Origin of the sequence: Salinivibrio sp. ML198 (assembly GCF_001996015.1) — a bacterium.
GTDB classification, from domain to species: domain Bacteria; phylum Pseudomonadota; class Gammaproteobacteria; order Enterobacterales; family Vibrionaceae; genus Salinivibrio; species Salinivibrio siamensis.
Window position 1 is genome coordinate 138,503 of sequence record NZ_MUEZ01000002.1, and the last position, 16,143, is coordinate 154,645.

Genomic DNA, 16,143 nt, shown 5'->3' on the forward strand with positions numbered 1-16,143 from the left:
GATAGAAAAAAGGGCTGCTGGTGGAATAGCAGCCCTAGCGCAAGGGTTACTTTAACCTGTCTTTCGCGAGCCATTGCGAGCACATGACCAACACTAACGACACCAATAACATGATAGTGGCAAGTGCATTCACTTCGGGTGATACGCCCACTTTAACCATCGAATAAATCTTTAAGGGCAAAATTTCATAGCTTGGCCCGGTCACAAATGAGCTAACGATAACGTCGTCCAGCGAGAGGGTAAAACTCAGTAGCCAACCTGCACCGACCGCAGGAGCCGCCAGTGGCAAAATAATCTTGGTGAGGATCACCCATTCGCTCGCGCCTAAATCACGCGCGGCTTCAAGCATTTTAACGTCAAAGCCATTTAAGCGACTGTATACCGTGACGACCACGAATGGTAGGCAGAAAGTAATATGAGAGAGCAGTAGGGTTAAAAATCCCAGTTGCGCGCCCATCAACACAAATAGCGCCAATAACGAAATAGCCATCACAATGTCCGGGGACATCATCACTACAAAAAGCATGCCATTGACAAACTGTTTACCGCGAAAGCGGTAGCGAAAGAGGGCAACGGCAGTCAAGCTACCAATAATGGCGGCAGCACTAGCAGAAAAGACCGCAATGGTTAATGAGTTACCCGCCGCTTGCATCAGGCTATGATTATTGACCAGCTGCCCATACCACTCCCAAGTAAAGCCTTTCCAACTCATGCCAAATTTGCTGGCATTGAACGAGTTAACGATCAACACCAGAATTGGGATGTAAAGGAAGGCGTAAACCAAGGAGAGAAAACTATTCCTTAGCCACCGGATCATGATAAGGCCTCCTTGCGATTCATCCACTTACCCACACGCCAATATGCAAACAGCAACAGGCCCATTAACACCGTCAGAGAGATACTGGCGGCTGAGCCAAATGGCCAATCACGAACGTTCAAAATCTGGCTCTTAATCACATTGCCGATCAGTAGGTTTTTCGCTCCCCCCAGCAAATCCGAGACGTAGAACATGCCTAGAGCGGGAAGAATGACCAGCAAACTGCCAGCAATAATACCGGGTGTGGTCAATGGCAGGATCACACGCATAAAACACTGGAATTTGTTGGCGCCTAAATCACGCGCCGCTTCAAGGTAGCTGCGATCGAGTTTCTCGATGCTCGAGTACAAAGGCAGGATCATAAATGGCAGCAAAATATAGACAAGGCCAACCATAACCGCATACTCGGTGTACATGATGCGAACGGGGCGTTCTATCAAGCCAAGCCACATCATGCTTTCATTGAGTAGCCCACGGGTACCAAGAAATATTTTTAGCCCGTACGTACGGATCAAAGAATTGGTCCAAAACGGAACAATCACTAAAAACAGCATCAAAGGACGTGTATTTTTAGGCATTTTGGCAATGATAAACGCAAATGGATAGCCAATGAGTAGGCAGATCAGGGTTGCCAAGGCCGCCATGTAGAAAGAGTGCCAGACTACTTTCGCATAAAGAGGATCGAGCAGTTTCGCATAATTGCTCAGCGTGAAGGTCATCTCGACAAGATCGGCGTCATCGCGCGTTAAAAAACTGGTCGCGATAATCATTAGGTTGGGTAAAAAAACAAAGATCAGCAACCAACCTACGACCAAACCCACGATGGCGGTTTGCAGATTAAGCTTTTTCATCGGCCAGCACCACCTCCCAGCTTTCTACCCACGTCAGAGCCACTTTCTGATCGATGGAGTGATCGACGTCAGGGTCATCTTCATTGAAGAACTCGCTCACCATCACGGTTTGCCCTGATGGCAACTCGAGGACCGAGTCGAGGGTCATGCCTTTGTAATTTCGCTCGCGTACATAGCCCACAATACCATTGGGCTTAGCATTACCATGAATTTCTTCCAAGCGGATGTCTTCAGGGCGAAGCAATACCTTGATAGCGTCACCTGGATGGACATCGAGCTTGCAATAGACCTCACACTCACGTGATTCGACTCGGGCCCAAATACGTTTGTCATCGATGCGTTTAATCACATTGGCATCAAAGACATTGATTTCACCAATAAAGCGTGCCACGAACAAATTCTTAGGCTCTTCATATATCTCACGCGGTGAGCCGTCTTGCTCGATTTCGCCATCACGCATAACGATAATGCGATCGGACATCGACAGGGCTTCTTCTTGGTCGTGGGTAACGAAGATAAACGTAATCCCCAGTTTGCGTTGCAGCTGTTTCAGCTCCATCTGCATTTGTTTACGCAGTTTGTAATCGAGTGCAGAGAGGGATTCATCCAGCAAGAGCACGCTCGGTTTATTGACCACGGCGCGTGCAATCGCGATACGTTGCTGCTGTCCGCCAGACAATTGATGAGGTTTACGAGAGGCATAATGGTCAAGCTGTACCATTCGCAGCGCTTCCATCACCCGAGGTTCAATATGGTGATGATTCACGCCCTGCATGCGCAGGCCAAATGCGACGTTTTCAAACACTGTCATATGTGGGAAAAGCGCATAGCTTTGAAAGACAGTGTTTACATTGCGTTTTTCTGCTGGGAGGGTCGTGACATCTTTGCCATCAATAACGACAGCACCACTGTCGGCATCTTCCAGCCCCGCAATCAAACGCAGTACGGTTGTTTTGCCACAGCCTGAAGGGCCAAGGATCGTTAGGAATTCTCCGTTATTGACCGTTAGGTTGAAACGGGAGATGATTTCTTTGCCGTCGAAACTTTTGGTTAGTGACGCGAGCTCGACAACCGGTTTGTGAGATACATTTGCGTGCTTCAATGGTTCGTTCTCTCTCTACCTGGCAAATTGTCTTGTACATTCGTACCCATAAAACAGACGGCGCATAATAGACGCGTGTCAGTCGAAGTTAAAGCAGTTTTTCGCTCGTTTTGGCACTTTGGTGTCTGTTGTTCGATAAGGTGTCCAGCCTAAACCAGACCATTGTCAACGCAAAGCTGATCTGGTTATTTTTCCTTATTTGTCAGAATGATTTTTGGCTATGGGTTACAGTCAGATATACTGGGTGCATTAGTCATGATAGATAACGATTATGAGTCAACAAGAATACAACAATGCTTTACATATCGGTGGGTCGGTAGAAACAGCGCTAAACGGTCGCTACCGGCTCGATCCTTTTGAGATAATCAAAGAAGCCTTCTCTCAGACCTTCAAGCACTTTTGGTCGTTTTTGCCCGCCACCTTGTGCCTATTCGCGACTCAAATAGGTATCTTAATGCTGATGCTGACGTTGTTGTTGGGGGCGCCGTCGCATTTATTTGAGGCATTGGTCGGTCAACGTGAGCTCACCACAGATATGATTTCATCCGTGTGGTTAGCGAATTTTACTTCCGAGGTTCTGATTGCGCCATTATATGCGGGGGCGAGCTTAATGGGCTTGAGTCACGCTATAGGCTTTCGCTCTAAACCACGCCATCTACTAAAAGGGCTCGTGTTTGCTTTACCCGTGACGGTCGTGATCTGCCTGTCGGCGACATTGCAAAGTGTGGCGAGCATGATTTTTCCATTACTGAGCCTTTATGTTGCGATGGCGTTTTCCATGTCGCCGTTATTGATTTGTGAAAAACGCCTCACGCCGGTTAAAGCTCTCACCGTATCCTTCCGGGCGGTAAACAAGAAATTGTTCCAAATGGCAACCATTTATGCCGTTGTCGGCGTGCTATTTCTCATTTCTTTTGCCACCGCTGGCTTTGCCTTGGTTTGGGCGTTACCCTTTCTCTTCAATGTTAAAGGTGTGATTTACCGAGAAATGTTTGGCGTTGGTGTGGAGGTGACAGTGTCACAAAATGAGAATGAAGAAAGAGCGTCGAATAGTACGACTCCGTCGTCATCTGACCAAGACACCTTTGACGCTTGATACGCTTTGAGCCTGCAACTGGAGTTCTGATGAAAAAACTAGCCAGTGTACTGGTTTTGCTGGGAATGGTGAGTGTCCCGGCCAGTGCCGATACATACCGTTTTAGCTATAGCAAGCTATTTACTCAGCTTAAACATAACGTGGAAGAAGGGCACCCTGATATTGGTGTGGCGTATTTTATGGTCTCGGCCGAGTCGGGAGAGGTTTGCCCGATTTCTCGCGCATGGATGAGCAAGGAAGAGCATTATGAAGCCTTTGATATTCCAGCCTCTCAAGCGCTGCCGCTTCCTCTCGATAACCAGCTCCGCAAAGTGAATCCGGATATCTTTGTTGAAACGCCCGCCGATCGTAACTGCGATATTTCGTTCCAGGTATTGGTTGATCAGCCAGTAGGAAAGAAATTAACCAGCCAGCAGATTCAGGGCTGGTTGCCTCAGATGGATACGATGATGGAAAATTTAGGCGGGATGTTTGCTTCTTGGTTTATGCCGAAGACACAGGGAGTCGTCTTGCATTTTGCGCCCTCGGTGACTGGTGCGGTGACTAGCAGTGAGGGAACAAAATACCCAATCGATGCTCACCAAGCCATTATAGATGTCAATCATCTTGGCGATAGCGCCACGTTAACGCTGCCAGACGCTCCCATCAAGGTGTCGCCTTGGTTGCCGAAAAACGGATAAACGGATAAAGACTTTAAGTCTGCACTGAGCTTCAAAGACATAATGCGCATGATGTGAAGGCTGAAACGGCAAAAAACGCCCACTGTTTAAAGTGGGCGTTTTTATTAGCAGGCCATTTAGGGCCAACGACAATTCTGTCATGCTTCAAACACTATGTGCCGACATTGACCACGTCGAGTGATAAGTTGGGGTCAACCTCGACAGGGCTCTCTGAAACGGGCGCCGGATCGGTAAAGTTTTCCTTATCGAATGCGGTATCACCATCCCCCTCAAACGCCATACCCGCTGCGACGGATTTAAAATCAAACAGCTCGGTATCGGCCATATGCGAGGGGACGATATTTTGCATTGCTCGGAACATCGTCTCAATGCGGCCTGGGTAGCGCTTGTCCCAATCTCGGAGCATATCTTTGATCACTTGGCGTTGTAGGTTGGGCTGTGAGCCACAAAGGTTACACGGAATGATCGGGAAGGCTTTTTGCTCTGAATAACGCTCAATGTCTTTTTCTCGGCAATAGGCCAGTGGACGGATCACCACATGTTCGCCGTTATCAGAGACGAGCTTCGGTGGCATGCCTTTCATCTTGCCGCCATAGAACATGTTCAAGAACAAGGTCTCTAGTATGTCATCTCGGTGATGGCCCAATGCAATTTTGGTGGCACCCAGCTCTTTTGCTGTGCGATATAAGATACCGCGGCGAAGTCGCGAGCATAGTGAACAGGTTGTCTTGCCCTCAGGCACTTTCTCTTTGACGATAGAGTAAGTGTCTTCTTCAACAATTTTGTACTCGACGCCCAAGCCCTCTAAATACTCTGGCAAAATGTGCTCAGGAAACCCAGGTTGCTTTTGATCTAAGTTGACCGCAATGAGTTGGAATGAAACTGGCGCGCTCTTTTGCAGGCTTTGCAACATATCAAGCAAGGTATAGCTATCTTTGCCGCCTGATAAGCAAACCATGATGCGGTCGCCATCTTCGATCATATTAAAGTCGGCAATCGCTTGTCCGGTGTTGCGACGAATGCGCTTTTGTAGTTTATTAAATCCGTATTTTTGTGCTTTGCTCAGCTCTTCGGTGCTCATAAGTACTATCGCGTTGTCAGGCAAGGTAAACGCATTACACTGCCAGTGTGCATGAATGGCGGGTATGATACGGATTTTGACCACAAATGCCAGTCACCCGCAGGCAGTGAATGCCACTGCCTGCTGTATGATGGAATGAGAAAGGTTAATCGTTAGCGCGAGGGTCGAGTGGGCTAATGTAACCATCAGGTTTGATGGCAAGTAAGTCACAGTCGAGTTGATCAATCATATGCTCTGCGGTATTCCCAATGAACACCGCGGATAAGCCAGTGCGCCCTGTGGTCCCGAGAATGACAAGCTCTGCATCCAGCTCCCGGGCAATGTTAGGGATAACATCTTCCGGCAATCCTTCTTGGACATGCGTGCGTGTTTCTTCGATGTGATGGCGCTGACGCAGGGCTTTCATTGCGGTGAGGTGATGGCCTCGTACCGCATCGGTATACGATGTTGGATCAAAGTCAGGCAGCTCGATAGTAATATTCACCGGCGTAGCAGGGTAGGCGTTAGCCAGGTGCAACTCAGCCCCTAGCATGGCACTCATGATATTCCCTTCATCGACCAATTTGTCGTTGAGCTCAGCGTGAGTTTCGGTTTCAGATGCCACATGAACAGAGGCGACTATCTTGCCTTTATCTGGCCAACCATGATCTTTAACTAATAACACTGAACTTGGGCATTTGCGTAACAAGTGCCAATCGGTGGGCGTAAAGATGACAGAGCCTAGTGTGTCGTGCTGGTGTGTCGCTTTAACCACCAAATCGTGGTGGTGGCTCAGCACGCGTTCGACAATCGCTTCGTAAGGGCGGTTATGCCATACCACGACTTTTTCGATCTCACATTCTTGAGCTTGGTGCGTTTGAATAACCTCATTCATCCATTCTTCACGCTGGTGCATCACACCTTGGCGCATTGCTTGCCGCTCATCTGATGAGAGCATAGATGTCATTTCGTATGAAAAGTCATAAATGGCAAGAAAGAGGGTGAGCTTAACCTTTGCATCACTTCGCTGGCTAAGCGTGACCGCACGTGAAAGTGCAGGTTGTTGTTCTTGGGAAGGATCAATGACGACGAGCAGGTTCGTGTACCTAGACATATCTGCCTCCTTTGCACAGATGCATCGGTTAATTTCACTTTAACCTACTTAGTCCGTTCACGCGAAAGAAATTGTTCACCATTGAGCAAAAAAGAGAAATGGCGCATAAAGCGCCATTTATTAACAACTTATTTACTTTTATTCGCTAAACGAAGCACTCTTCATCCGCAAGACGTGCAAGCTCTTCTAAGTCTAGAACCGTGATGTATTTACCTTTGACGGCCAATATTTCTGACTTTTGGAAGCGGCCTAATAAGCGACTGATAGTTTCAACGGTGAGACCCAGGTAGTTACCAATATCACCTCGTGTCATGGTAAGGCGGAACTCTCGAGGAGAGAATCCACGCTGAGCAAAGCGCTTCGAGAGGCTATAAAGGAAAGCGGCCAGACGTTCTTCAGCTGTTTTCTTCGATAACAGCAAAATCATATCCTGATCACCTTTTATCTCATTGCTCATTAGTCGCATGATTTGTTGGCGAAGCTTGGGCATTTTCCCAGAGAGGTCATCAAGTGTGTCGTAGGGGATCTCACAAATCATTGACGTTTCTAGCGCTTGAGCAAAGCTGGGGTGCTCACTATCGTTAATAGCGTCAAAGCCTACCAAATCGCCGGCGAGATGAAAGGCAGTTATCTGCTCATCACCTTGTTCTGTGATTGTGTAGGTCTTAACCGTACCTGAACGAATCGCATACAGCGCTCGTAGATTATCACCGGCTTTGAACAGTTCTTGGCCTTTCTGAATAGGTTTTTTTCGCTCAATGATGCTATCCAGTTGATCCAACTCTTGCTCATTTAACGTAAAGGGAATACACAGTTGGCTAATACTGCAATCTTGACAATGAATTGCGCAGCCGCCTGACTGAACCCGCCGAGTGATGATCTTATTCGACACCATACACCTGCCTAAAATTGATAAACGTCAATATACATATTACACCATGATTGTGTGCCAGGTCGACCTTATATCAGGAGTTTGAGGGCGGAGTAAGCCGTATAAAAACCATAAAGCGCCAACATTGTGGCACATATCAAACGCAGTGCGTGGTTGTTAAGAATGGGCTTTATCCGCTCGGCAAGGGCACCAACGGTTAACATCGCCGGTAGCGTCCCTAATCCAAACCCAAGCATCACAAGGCCGCCCCCGGATGCGCTGCCAGCAACGGCGGCCCAACTCAGCGCGGAGTAAACGAGCCCACAGGGGAGCCAGCCCCACACAAGGCCAAAAGGATAGGCATATAATGGCGAACGCAGTGGCATTAGCTTGGACGTTAGCGGAGAAATAAATCGCCAGAGTTTGCTACCCAGCCGTTCAATATAGCTAAGGCCATTCCATACTTGAGCCATATAGGCTGCCAATAGCAACATCATAATGGCCGCAAACAGCCGCAATACCGCAAGATGCTGTGTTAAATCAGACAAAGCAAGCAATGAAGCCACGGTACCACCGATCATTGCGCCGGCAAGGGTATACGAGCTGATACGCCCCAAGTTATACAAGACAAGATACGGCCACTTGGCTTTTTGTGGCGGAATGCCAAGCGACATAGCCGCTGCGACCCCACCACACATCCCTAGGCAGTGGCCCGCCCCCAACAAGCCAATGACGAGGGCACCAATAAAATCAATGTTTGTCATCTTGCGTCGACGCGTGAGGTTCGGTTGGTTGGCTTGATTGTGAGCCGGCGTCTTTCTCCGGTTCTTCTTCATCAAAAAGGATCGAAGAGCCTTGTCGTTCTAGATCCTCGAATTGATCGGATTTGACGGCCCAGATAAACACGACGGCCGCCACGCAAACCAGCATAATGGCGATGGGGATCAAAATATACAAACTAGCCATAACGCTAATCCTCTTTTTTGTTAAGTAGGCGCAGCGAGTTAGACACGACAATGATTGAGCTTGCTGACATACCTACCACCGCTATGTAAGGGGCGACATAGCCCATAACCGCCAAAGGCAGAATGGTGATGTTGTAGCCTAAAGCCCAAATTAAGTTTTCGCGGATAATACGGCGAGTTTGCTGGGCAAGCTGCCTGGCGGTCAGTAGTTTTTCCAAATCGTCACTCAGCAACACCATATCGGCGGACGATTTAGCGATATCAGTGCCTCCTCCCATCGCAACCGACAAGTGGGCACCGGCTAAAACGGGGGCATCATTGACGCCATCACCCACCATCAGGGTCACGGTATCATCATCAAGGCTTTGAAGGTACGCCAATTTTCCTTGAGGAGATACCCCTGAAATCACAGAATCAATGCCGAGCTGGTTAGCGACCTGTTCAACATTTCGCGATTGATCACCGGTTAGCATGGTGGTTTGGATCCCAGCTTGTTTAAATGCGGCTATCAAGCGTGCGCTACTGGGACGAATCGGATCGGTCAGTGAAAACGCGGCCACCGCTTGCCCCTCGCAACTGAGCACGACGGGATAGGAATCATAGTGCGTTTTAGGCGAGGATAGAGCAAACGCCGCCTTGCCAATACGCCAATGCTGGCCATTGATCTCGCCGCTTACCCCTTGACCAATATGGTTGTCCGCCGCTTTGACTGTCAGAGACTCAGTCGCTTTTGATTGGAACGCGTTGGCGATGGGATGATTGGCAAACCCTTCTAAGCTGGCCGCAATGTTCAAGGCCGATTGTTCGCTAATGTCAGCAGCAAACACGTGGACTGAATCAATTTTCACCTCACCCTCGGTCAGTGTACCTGTTTTATCAACCACCAATCGATTCACCTTGGTTAAGGTTTCTAAGACGTGACCTCGGCGTAACATGATGCCGAGCTGGCCAAAGGTCGATGTTGAGCAAGTCAGGGCCGTGGGGGTGGCGAGTGATAATGCGCAAGGGCAGGTCGCAACAAGCACTGATAGCATGATCCAAAAGGCATCGTCAGGTTGAACAAAATGCCAATAGAGCCAAGTCGATGCGGAAATAATTAAGATGGCGGCGACAAAGTAACGCGCGATATGGTCTGCCAACACTGCCACCTTGGGTTTTGCCATTTGAGCTTCATCTTGCAAACGCACAATATGAGCCACGAGAGACTCTTTGTGATTACTCGTAACACAAATATCGACATTCCCTTCCACATTCATGGTGCCGGCATAAACGGCATCACCCACTTGCTTAGTCTGAGGTAGTGACTCGCCTGTCAGCATGGCTTCATCGACAGAGGTTGTGCCAGACAATATTTGTCCATCGGCAGGGAAGGGCTCACCGGGCAATACGCGAATGTTATCGTCTATTTTAAGACTGTTAGCTGGCACGGCTTCACCGTTAAGGCGGCGCGCCATTTTGGGAACCAGTTTTAACAAGTTGGCGCTGGCTGCTGCTGCCGTGCGGCGTGCGCGCATTTCCAGAAAACGCCCGAGCAATAAGAAGAAGGTAAACATTGCCACCGATTCAAAAAAGACTTCGCCCTTTCCAGTGACAGTCGCGTACAGGCTTGAAAAGTAGGCAAATAACAGGGCAATAGAAACGGGGACATCCATTCCCAGTGTGCGTGCCTTAAGGTTCCGCCAAGCATTGGTGTAAAAGGGCAACGCAGAGTAAAGCAAGACAGGCGTCGCGAAGATTAAACTTATCCAACGGAAGTAATTCCGAAAGGTTTCATCCATATCCCCAAACACTTCGAAGTACATCGCCACGGCTAACATCATGACTTGCATGGTGGCCAAGCCAGCAATCCCCAATCGGTATAAGTACTGCTTCATGTTGCGATGGTATTGTTGCTCTTGTCTGTCAGCCTCAAAAGGTGCCGCTTTATAACCTAGGTGATGAATGCGTGTGAGTATTGTACTCAGGGAAGTTTCACTCTCATCCCAACGCACCTGGGCGCGGTTAGTAGTGGTGTTGACCTGAATATGTGTGACGCCTGTTGTGCGTTGTAACTGCTTTTCAATCAGCCACGCACACGCAGCGCAGGAGACACCGTCAAGTGACAACGTCACCTCTTTTTGGTCTGCCACATCACGGACAAACTCTTGTTGTACATCTTGATTATCGTATAGCGTCAGTGATTTGAGCTCTTCGGGGACGAGGTCGGCCTTATCGGCGTTCTCTGTACGATACTGATAATAAGAACTCAAACCACTGTCTACGATCGTGGTTGCCACGGCTTGGCAGCCAGGGCAACACATAAGGCGGGGTTTATCGAAAATCACTACTTGGTAGGTGTCTCCTGTTAGTACAGGATCACCACAGTGATAACAAGGCGTGGTCATGGTTACTGCTTACCGGTTAACGTCAGGGGAGTTGAGACAGGGAAATTGATACGACCGTGCACTTTCCATTGCTTATCGAATGAAGTGATTTCGATAAACCAGGGGCCGGATATTGGCTCAGCAAGATCGATATGATAAATCCCCGCTTGGTTTGGGTTTACCATGACGTTCACATCTTTTCGCTCGAGCGTACGGTGCTGAATATGCACATTGAGCGCAGGAAATGACGCGAGATCGCCCTTATCTAGTGCTATCGCGATTGCCTGGTTGTTTGACGACAATTGCGCTGAAACACCCAGCTGGGCCGCGACTTTCAGTTTGGATAGATCAACATTGATCGCCTTGCCTTTCTTGTAATAGTCCTCTGCCACCAGAGACACAGAATTCATCGAAAAGACGGTCACAGTTAACAAACTCGCGACGACAACAGAAGCGGGAAGGGCAATCAGGAACCAAGGCCAAAACTGCTTGTACCAGGGTGTTACCATCAGAAGCTCCTCGGTTTGAGCATTTACATTTAAGAAGCCCCTGCAAGCAGGGGCTGTATCACACCTAAGTGCTTATTCTACCTCAGGATTACTCAAGCGCCATACATAGGCAGAGAGTATCTGGATTTTTTCTTCGCCAAGGTGAGCTTCCCACGCGGGCATCACGCCTTGACGGCCACCACGAATGGTTTGCTCAACGGCGCGGCGAGAGCCACCATATAGCCAGATATTGTCAGTTAAATCCGGCGCACCAAAGGCAGGGTTACCTTTGCCGTCCGTGCCGTGACATGCGGCACATACAACAAAGCGAGATTTACCTTTAGCAGCCATTTGCGGATCGACTTTACGACCTGACAAGCTCAGTGCATAAGCGGCGACTTCTTTAACGCCTTCTTCACCCATGGTATCTAACCAAGCCGGCATGTTGCCTTTTCGGCCATGGAGAAGGGTGGCTTTAATGGTTTCAGGCTCACCACCATACAACCACGCATCGTCCGTAAGGTTCGGGAAACCAGCCTGACCGCGCGCATCCGACCCATGGCAGGCCGCGCAGTTTTGGCTAAACAAACGTTGACCCACTTTCAAGGCTTCTTCATTACGCGCGATTTGGGTAATCGGACGCAATGATTTGCCATCTTCTTGGTACGCCAGTTTGCGGAATGCTTCACCAAACACCTTGTCAGCTGCCTCGAGCTCCATCGCATATTGGTTAATATGCTGCGCTTCTTGCGCTTTTGCCATTAACTCACGCGACTCCTCGACACTGCTTACGTCTTGGTACGAACTTTTCCAACCTAATACGCCAGCAAAGTTACCCAGCCCCGGATAGAGGATGAGGTACCCCAAACCAAACACCAAGGTCGCCCAAAACATGTACGACCACCACTTAGGCAGTGGGTTGTTGAGTTCACGAATACCATCATACTCGTGACCCATGTCATCGCCTTCTGCGACGCCCATTTTATCTTTGGTTGTCCAAATGATAAGAGCAGCACAGCCAGCAATCGTGCCGAGTACGATGACTGTTACGAAGATACTCCAAAACGTACTCATTAGCGATTATCTCCTGTCTTGTTATTGGACTTATCCTGATTGTTCTCCTCATCGTCGAAAATCAGGTTAGCCGCTTCATCAAAGTGCTTTTTGCGACGTTTGCTATAAGCCCAAACAACGATCCCAATGAAGCTCACAAATAGGACAACTGTCCAGATACTATGAAAGGTGCCGATATCCATAGGCCCTCCTTATTACTTCATTGCGTGACCTAGTGACTGAAGATAAGCAATCAACGCTTCTATCTCCGTTTTACCTTCAACCGCCGCCTTGGCATTCTCGATGTCCTCATCGGTGTATGGCACACCAAATTGGTCACGGAATACTTTCAGCTTCGCGGCCGTTGTTTCCCCATCCAGCTTGTTCTCTGCTAACCAAGGGAAACCAGGCATGTTCGATTCAGGTACTACGTCACGTGGATTAATTAAGTGAACGCGGTGCCATTCGTCAGAGTAACGATCCCCAACTCGGGCGAGGTCAGGACCGGTACGTTTAGAGCCCCATAAGAAAGGATGCTCCCAAACACTTTCCCCTGCGACGGCATAGTGGCCGTAACGCTCGGTTTCAGCACGGAATGGACGAACCATTTGACTGTGACACACGTTGCATCCTTCACGGATGTAGATGTCACGTCCTTCCATTTCTAACGCTGTATACGGACGAAGGTTATCTACCGGTTCAGTGGTTTGCTTTTGGTAAATCAATGGCGTTATCTCCACCAATGCACCAAAGCTGATTGCAACGATGATCAAAATCGCTAGCAAACCTGTGTTTTTTTCTACTATCTCGTGGCGATTTGAACTCATTTAATCGTCCTCCTTACACCGCAGGCTCAAGCGACTTCAAGCTAGCTTCAGGCGCACGAATCGTTTTATATGCGTTGTAAGCCATCAAGAACATGCCTGATAGGAAAATCGCACCGCCGATAAAGCGGACGAAGTAGAACGGATAGGAGGCTTCCAATGACTCCACAAAGCTGTATGTCAACGTACCGTCAGTGTTGACGGCGCGCCACATCAGACCCTGCATCACACCAGAAATCCACATAGCAACGATGTAAAGCACGGTACCAATCGTGGCAAGCCAGAAGTGTACGTTCACCAAAGACACTGAGTACATACGCTCTTGACCAAACAGTTTAGGAATCAAGTGGTAGATAGAGCCGATAGAGACCATTGCGACCCAACCGAGTGCACCAGAATGAACGTGACCGATTGTCCAATCGGTATAATGCGACAAGGCGTTAACTGTTTTGATCGACATCATTGGGCCTTCAAACGTAGACATGCCATAGAATGACAAAGACACGATAAGGAAGCGCAAGATGGGATCATAGCGAAGTTTATGCCACGCACCTGACAACGTCATAATACCGTTAATCATCCCGCCCCACGAAGGTGCAAACAAGATTAACGACATCACCATCCCCAGTGACTGTGTCCAATCGGGCAGAGCCGTGTAATGAAGGTGGTGAGGACCCGCCCAGATATAGAGCGAAATCAATGCCCAGAAGTGGACGATGGAGAGTCGATACGAGTAAACAGGGCGACCCGCTTGTTTGGGAACGAAGTAGTACATCATACCCAAAAAGCCTGCTGTCAGCAGGAAGCCAACCGCGTTGTGTCCGTACCACCACTGCACCATCGCATCAACTGCGCCAGCATAGATGGAGTAAGACTTCATCGGTGAAACAGGGATTGCCATGCTGTTGACGATGTGCAACACCGCGATGGTCAGAATAAAGGCACCGAAGAACCAGTTGGCCACATAAATATGTGACGTTTTACGCTTGATAAGCGTGCCAAAGAACACGATAGCGTATGCGACCCATACCACCGCGATGGCGATATCAATTGGCCACTCTAGTTCAGCGTACTCTTTAGAGGTGGTGTATCCCATTGGCAGCGAGATGGCTGCAGAAAGGATGATGGCTTGCCAACCCCAAAAGGTGAACTCTGCTAACTTCCCTCCGAACAACCGTGTTTGACAAGTTCGCTGCGCAACATAATAAGAGGTTGCAAACAACGCACTGGTACCGAAAGCGAAAATCACTGCGTTGGTATGCAGTGGACGCAGACGGCTATACGTCAAATACGGAATATCAAAGTTCAGTGCAGGCCACACTAATTGAGCGGCAATAAGTACACCTACAGCCATGCCCACAATACCCCACAAAATCGTTGTTAGGGTAAATAAGCGGACAACGCGGTAGTTGTAGTCTTGTTCAAGCTGCTTAACTTGGCTCATATTGCATGCTTCCACTTTTAGTTAACTACACTCACGTTTGATACGGACGAAGCCTCCGCTTCGCCTGTTAACATACCATTTTTAAGAAAACGCCCCGTTGCGTATGGTTTTTAACCACTTTGCACACTCCGTTGCTATTTCTTTGTAAAAATGGCATTTTCGACCAGAATCATACTGTAGATACTGGTTAAAAAACAGGGTCTAACCCACACACTTAGTGCGGCTTACCTACCTTTCTTATAAAACTTTGACCTCTGTAACACGGAGAAAGCGACTCATGGCAGCAGAAAAACTCACTCGAGGACGACTCGCGCAAATCATCGTTATGCTTACACTTTTGGTGGTTGCTTTCTTCTGGAGGACGCTGGTCTATACACCTGGATTGACCATTATAGACTGTGAAGGGGAACGTGGATTTTGTGGCACGTCACAATCTCAGCAGCTCATAGAGTTCGCTTGGAGTAAAGAACAAGATAATTTAATTTTTTCAGTGGTTTCAGACAAAAAGCCACATTCGGCTTATTGGGGAGAAGAAGGAAGTAAGCAGATCGAAATAAGCGATCAGCTAGACCGAAATGGGGAGAAGATCACGCTAACTTGGCAGTGGAAAACCCAAGATTTACCTCGCAATCCGATAAGGTTTAACCTTGTCTTTGATCGATATCAATTTAAATTTAATTACCCCAAAAGCGAGTGATAAACTGCGGTTTAAATCTTATTTATTCTATTTTGCGGTCATTATAAAAGGAAACGCTTATTTATGAGTGTTTCTTTTTGTCACTTGTCATATCTTCATATTAAACTCTTGATTATTAATGCCATTTGACTCATCACTTAAAAGAAAACATACCAATGGAGATAAAACTTCGCTCTTTTTACGCGACGGTAATGTTTCCACATCAGTGTTAATATTGTGATCCGACCAGAAACTTATACTGTTAATCCGTTGCAGGCGATTTGTAGCCAGCTTGTCATTTAGTAGGGGGGCGTTGCTCAGATGGCTGTTCGTATGAATGACGACACAACGAGCCCCCATCTGACAAAATGCATCCAGCCCACCAACCCCTAGTGATTGTATATAGGCATGCCCCTGCTCAGACACGATAACAGCACCGACAAAAGGGGAGAGTTGCGCGGTGCACTGATCAAGCGTGGCTTGGAGGGTACCGGGCGTGAATACAGGTGCTTCTTTAAACCTGACTCTGGGATCATGAGCGACGATATCGAGCGCTGCCGTTTGATTGTGATCAATAATAATTGGCGTATAGCCTTTCGCGGCCAATTGGTAGGCGATAGTGGCACCCAAGGCGCAGGCTCCACCGAATAACGCAACGGGTCGACAATCCATGTTGAGCACTCTAGCGATATAAATGGGAAATAGGATACGTGATTTTAACCACTATTTCAGCCGACTA

At 48.3% G+C, this 16,143-nt stretch carries 18 protein-coding genes; 3 read left to right on the forward strand and 15 right to left on the reverse strand.

The features are described from left to right. Positions 1 to 46 precede the first annotated feature (46 nt). From potC to potA, 3 genes are read right to left on the reverse strand one after another with little or no spacing between them, the layout of a single operon-like run. Positions 47 to 817, reverse strand: a complete 771-nt coding sequence (potC, locus tag BZG25_RS02045; RefSeq protein WP_046073244.1) for a spermidine/putrescine ABC transporter permease PotC — start codon at positions 815 to 817, stop codon at positions 47 to 49. Next, positions 814 to 1,668, reverse strand: coding sequence for a spermidine/putrescine ABC transporter permease PotB (gene potB / locus BZG25_RS02050; RefSeq protein ID WP_046073243.1), 855 nt, complete (start codon positions 1,666 to 1,668; stop codon positions 814 to 816). Before potB ends, potC begins: the two co-directional genes overlap by 4 nt. Further along, positions 1,655 to 2,770 (reverse strand): spermidine/putrescine ABC transporter ATP-binding protein PotA, encoded by a 1,116-nt coding sequence (potA, locus tag BZG25_RS02055; RefSeq protein WP_046073242.1) that lies wholly within the window; start codon positions 2,768 to 2,770, stop codon positions 1,655 to 1,657. The genes potB and potA overlap by 14 nt, the downstream gene beginning before the upstream one ends. Positions 2,771 to 3,041: 271 nt before the next feature. On the opposite strand from potA, the gene BZG25_RS02060 reads away from it, so the two are divergent. Both BZG25_RS02060 and BZG25_RS02065 read left to right on the forward strand, forming a co-directional pair. After that, positions 3,042 to 3,866 (forward strand): membrane protein, encoded by an 825-nt coding sequence (locus BZG25_RS02060; RefSeq protein WP_046073241.1) that lies wholly within the window; start codon positions 3,042 to 3,044, stop codon positions 3,864 to 3,866. A 29-nt stretch (positions 3,867 to 3,895) separates the two neighbouring features. Continuing rightward, the gene (locus tag BZG25_RS02065) at positions 3,896 to 4,546 is read left to right on the forward strand and encodes a DUF2987 domain-containing protein (RefSeq protein WP_046073240.1); all 651 of its coding nucleotides are present in this window, start codon (positions 3,896 to 3,898) and stop codon (positions 4,544 to 4,546) included. 151 nt (positions 4,547 to 4,697) lie between these two features. On the opposite strand, the gene ttcA is transcribed toward BZG25_RS02065, so the two are convergent. From ttcA to ccoN, 11 genes are all read right to left on the reverse strand, one after another. Next, positions 4,698 to 5,627 (reverse strand): tRNA 2-thiocytidine(32) synthetase TtcA, encoded by a 930-nt coding sequence (ttcA, locus tag BZG25_RS02070; protein WP_046073239.1) that lies wholly within the window; start codon positions 5,625 to 5,627, stop codon positions 4,698 to 4,700. 145 nt (positions 5,628 to 5,772) lie between these two features. Continuing rightward, a complete protein-coding gene (gene uspE, locus BZG25_RS02075; protein ID WP_046073238.1) occupies positions 5,773 to 6,720 on the reverse strand; it encodes a universal stress protein UspE in 948 nt (315 codons plus the stop codon). Between the two features lie 145 nt (positions 6,721 to 6,865). Further along, entirely contained in the window at positions 6,866 to 7,615 is a 750-nt protein-coding gene (locus tag BZG25_RS02080; RefSeq protein ID WP_046073237.1) for an FNR family transcription factor, read from the reverse strand. A gap of 65 nt (positions 7,616 to 7,680) precedes the next feature. After that, on the reverse strand, positions 7,681 to 8,355 hold the full coding sequence (locus BZG25_RS02085; protein ID WP_046073236.1) for a sulfite exporter TauE/SafE family protein: 675 nt from the start codon (positions 8,353 to 8,355) through the stop codon (positions 7,681 to 7,683). Beyond that, positions 8,342 to 8,557 carry a cbb3-type cytochrome oxidase assembly protein CcoS gene (ccoS, locus tag BZG25_RS02090; protein WP_046073235.1) on the reverse strand — a complete coding sequence of 72 codons (216 nt, stop codon included), beginning with the start codon at positions 8,555 to 8,557 and terminating at the stop codon, positions 8,342 to 8,344. Before ccoS ends, BZG25_RS02085 begins: the two co-directional genes overlap by 14 nt. Positions 8,558 to 8,561: 4 nt before the next feature. Beyond that, the gene (locus BZG25_RS02095) at positions 8,562 to 10,940 is read right to left on the reverse strand and encodes a heavy metal translocating P-type ATPase (protein ID WP_077638472.1); all 2,379 of its coding nucleotides are present in this window, start codon (positions 10,938 to 10,940) and stop codon (positions 8,562 to 8,564) included. A 2-nt stretch (positions 10,941 to 10,942) separates the two neighbouring features. Beyond that, positions 10,943 to 11,428 carry a FixH family protein gene (locus BZG25_RS02100; RefSeq protein ID WP_077638473.1) on the reverse strand — a complete coding sequence of 162 codons (486 nt, stop codon included), beginning with the start codon at positions 11,426 to 11,428 and terminating at the stop codon, positions 10,943 to 10,945. 72 nt (positions 11,429 to 11,500) lie between these two features. After that, the gene (gene ccoP, locus BZG25_RS02105; RefSeq protein WP_046073232.1) at positions 11,501 to 12,481 is read right to left on the reverse strand and encodes a cytochrome-c oxidase, cbb3-type subunit III; all 981 of its coding nucleotides are present in this window, start codon (positions 12,479 to 12,481) and stop codon (positions 11,501 to 11,503) included. Further along, positions 12,481 to 12,663, reverse strand: coding sequence for a CcoQ/FixQ family Cbb3-type cytochrome c oxidase assembly chaperone (locus BZG25_RS02110; protein ID WP_046073231.1), 183 nt, complete (start codon positions 12,661 to 12,663; stop codon positions 12,481 to 12,483). The genes ccoP and BZG25_RS02110 overlap by 1 nt, the downstream gene beginning before the upstream one ends. Before the next feature lie 12 nt (positions 12,664 to 12,675). Continuing rightward, positions 12,676 to 13,287, reverse strand: coding sequence for a cytochrome-c oxidase, cbb3-type subunit II (gene ccoO / locus BZG25_RS02115; RefSeq protein WP_046073230.1), 612 nt, complete (start codon positions 13,285 to 13,287; stop codon positions 12,676 to 12,678). Between the two features lie 13 nt (positions 13,288 to 13,300). Next, entirely contained in the window at positions 13,301 to 14,728 is a 1,428-nt protein-coding gene (gene ccoN, locus BZG25_RS02120; protein ID WP_046073229.1) for a cytochrome-c oxidase, cbb3-type subunit I, read from the reverse strand. 277 nt (positions 14,729 to 15,005) lie between these two features. Here ccoN and BZG25_RS02125 point away from each other — a divergent pair, with 277 nt between their 5' ends. Beyond that, complete coding sequence (locus BZG25_RS02125; RefSeq protein WP_077638474.1) at positions 15,006 to 15,425, forward strand: hypothetical protein; 420 nt, start codon at positions 15,006 to 15,008, stop codon at positions 15,423 to 15,425. Between the two features lie 87 nt (positions 15,426 to 15,512). Here BZG25_RS02125 and BZG25_RS02130 read toward each other — a convergent pair whose 3' ends face one another. Further along, positions 15,513 to 16,076 carry a hypothetical protein gene (locus BZG25_RS02130; protein ID WP_077638475.1) on the reverse strand — a complete coding sequence of 188 codons (564 nt, stop codon included), beginning with the start codon at positions 16,074 to 16,076 and terminating at the stop codon, positions 15,513 to 15,515. Between the last annotated feature and the right edge of the window lie 67 nt (positions 16,077 to 16,143).

Bases quoted from the DNA above. Each gene is read 5' to 3' on its own strand.
- BZG25_RS02080 (WP_046073237.1), bottom strand. From the start codon at position 7,615: ATGGTGTCGAATAAGATCATCACTCGGCGGGTTCAGTCAGGCGGCTGC.
- ccoS (WP_046073235.1), bottom strand. From the start codon at position 8,557: ATGGCTAGTTTGTATATTTTGATCCCCATCGCCATTATGCTGGTTTGC.
- ccoP (WP_046073232.1), bottom strand. From the start codon at position 12,481: ATGAGTACGTTTTGGAGTATCTTCGTAACAGTCATCGTACTCGGCACG.
- BZG25_RS02095 (WP_077638472.1), bottom strand. From the start codon at position 10,940: ATGACCACGCCTTGTTATCACTGTGGTGATCCTGTACTAACAGGAGAC.
- BZG25_RS02085 (WP_046073236.1), bottom strand. From the start codon at position 8,355: ATGACAAACATTGATTTTATTGGTGCCCTCGTCATTGGCTTGTTGGGG.
- uspE (WP_046073238.1), bottom strand. From the start codon at position 6,720: ATGTCTAGGTACACGAACCTGCTCGTCGTCATTGATCCTTCCCAAGAA.
- potC (WP_046073244.1), bottom strand. From the start codon at position 817: ATGATCCGGTGGCTAAGGAATAGTTTTCTCTCCTTGGTTTACGCCTTC.
- BZG25_RS02100 (WP_077638473.1), bottom strand. From the start codon at position 11,428: ATGGTAACACCCTGGTACAAGCAGTTTTGGCCTTGGTTCCTGATTGCC.
- ccoO (WP_046073230.1), bottom strand. From the start codon at position 13,287: ATGAGTTCAAATCGCCACGAGATAGTAGAAAAAAACACAGGTTTGCTA.
- ttcA (WP_046073239.1), bottom strand. From the start codon at position 5,627: ATGAGCACCGAAGAGCTGAGCAAAGCACAAAAATACGGATTTAATAAA.
- potB (WP_046073243.1), bottom strand. From the start codon at position 1,668: ATGAAAAAGCTTAATCTGCAAACCGCCATCGTGGGTTTGGTCGTAGGT.
- BZG25_RS02130 (WP_077638475.1), bottom strand. From the start codon at position 16,076: ATGGATTGTCGACCCGTTGCGTTATTCGGTGGAGCCTGCGCCTTGGGT.
- BZG25_RS02060 (WP_046073241.1), top strand. From the start codon at position 3,042: ATGAGTCAACAAGAATACAACAATGCTTTACATATCGGTGGGTCGGTA.
- ccoN (WP_046073229.1), bottom strand. From the start codon at position 14,728: ATGAGCCAAGTTAAGCAGCTTGAACAAGACTACAACTACCGCGTTGTC.
- BZG25_RS02125 (WP_077638474.1), top strand. From the start codon at position 15,006: ATGGCAGCAGAAAAACTCACTCGAGGACGACTCGCGCAAATCATCGTT.
- BZG25_RS02110 (WP_046073231.1), bottom strand. From the start codon at position 12,663: ATGGATATCGGCACCTTTCATAGTATCTGGACAGTTGTCCTATTTGTG.
- BZG25_RS02065 (WP_046073240.1), top strand. From the start codon at position 3,896: ATGAAAAAACTAGCCAGTGTACTGGTTTTGCTGGGAATGGTGAGTGTC.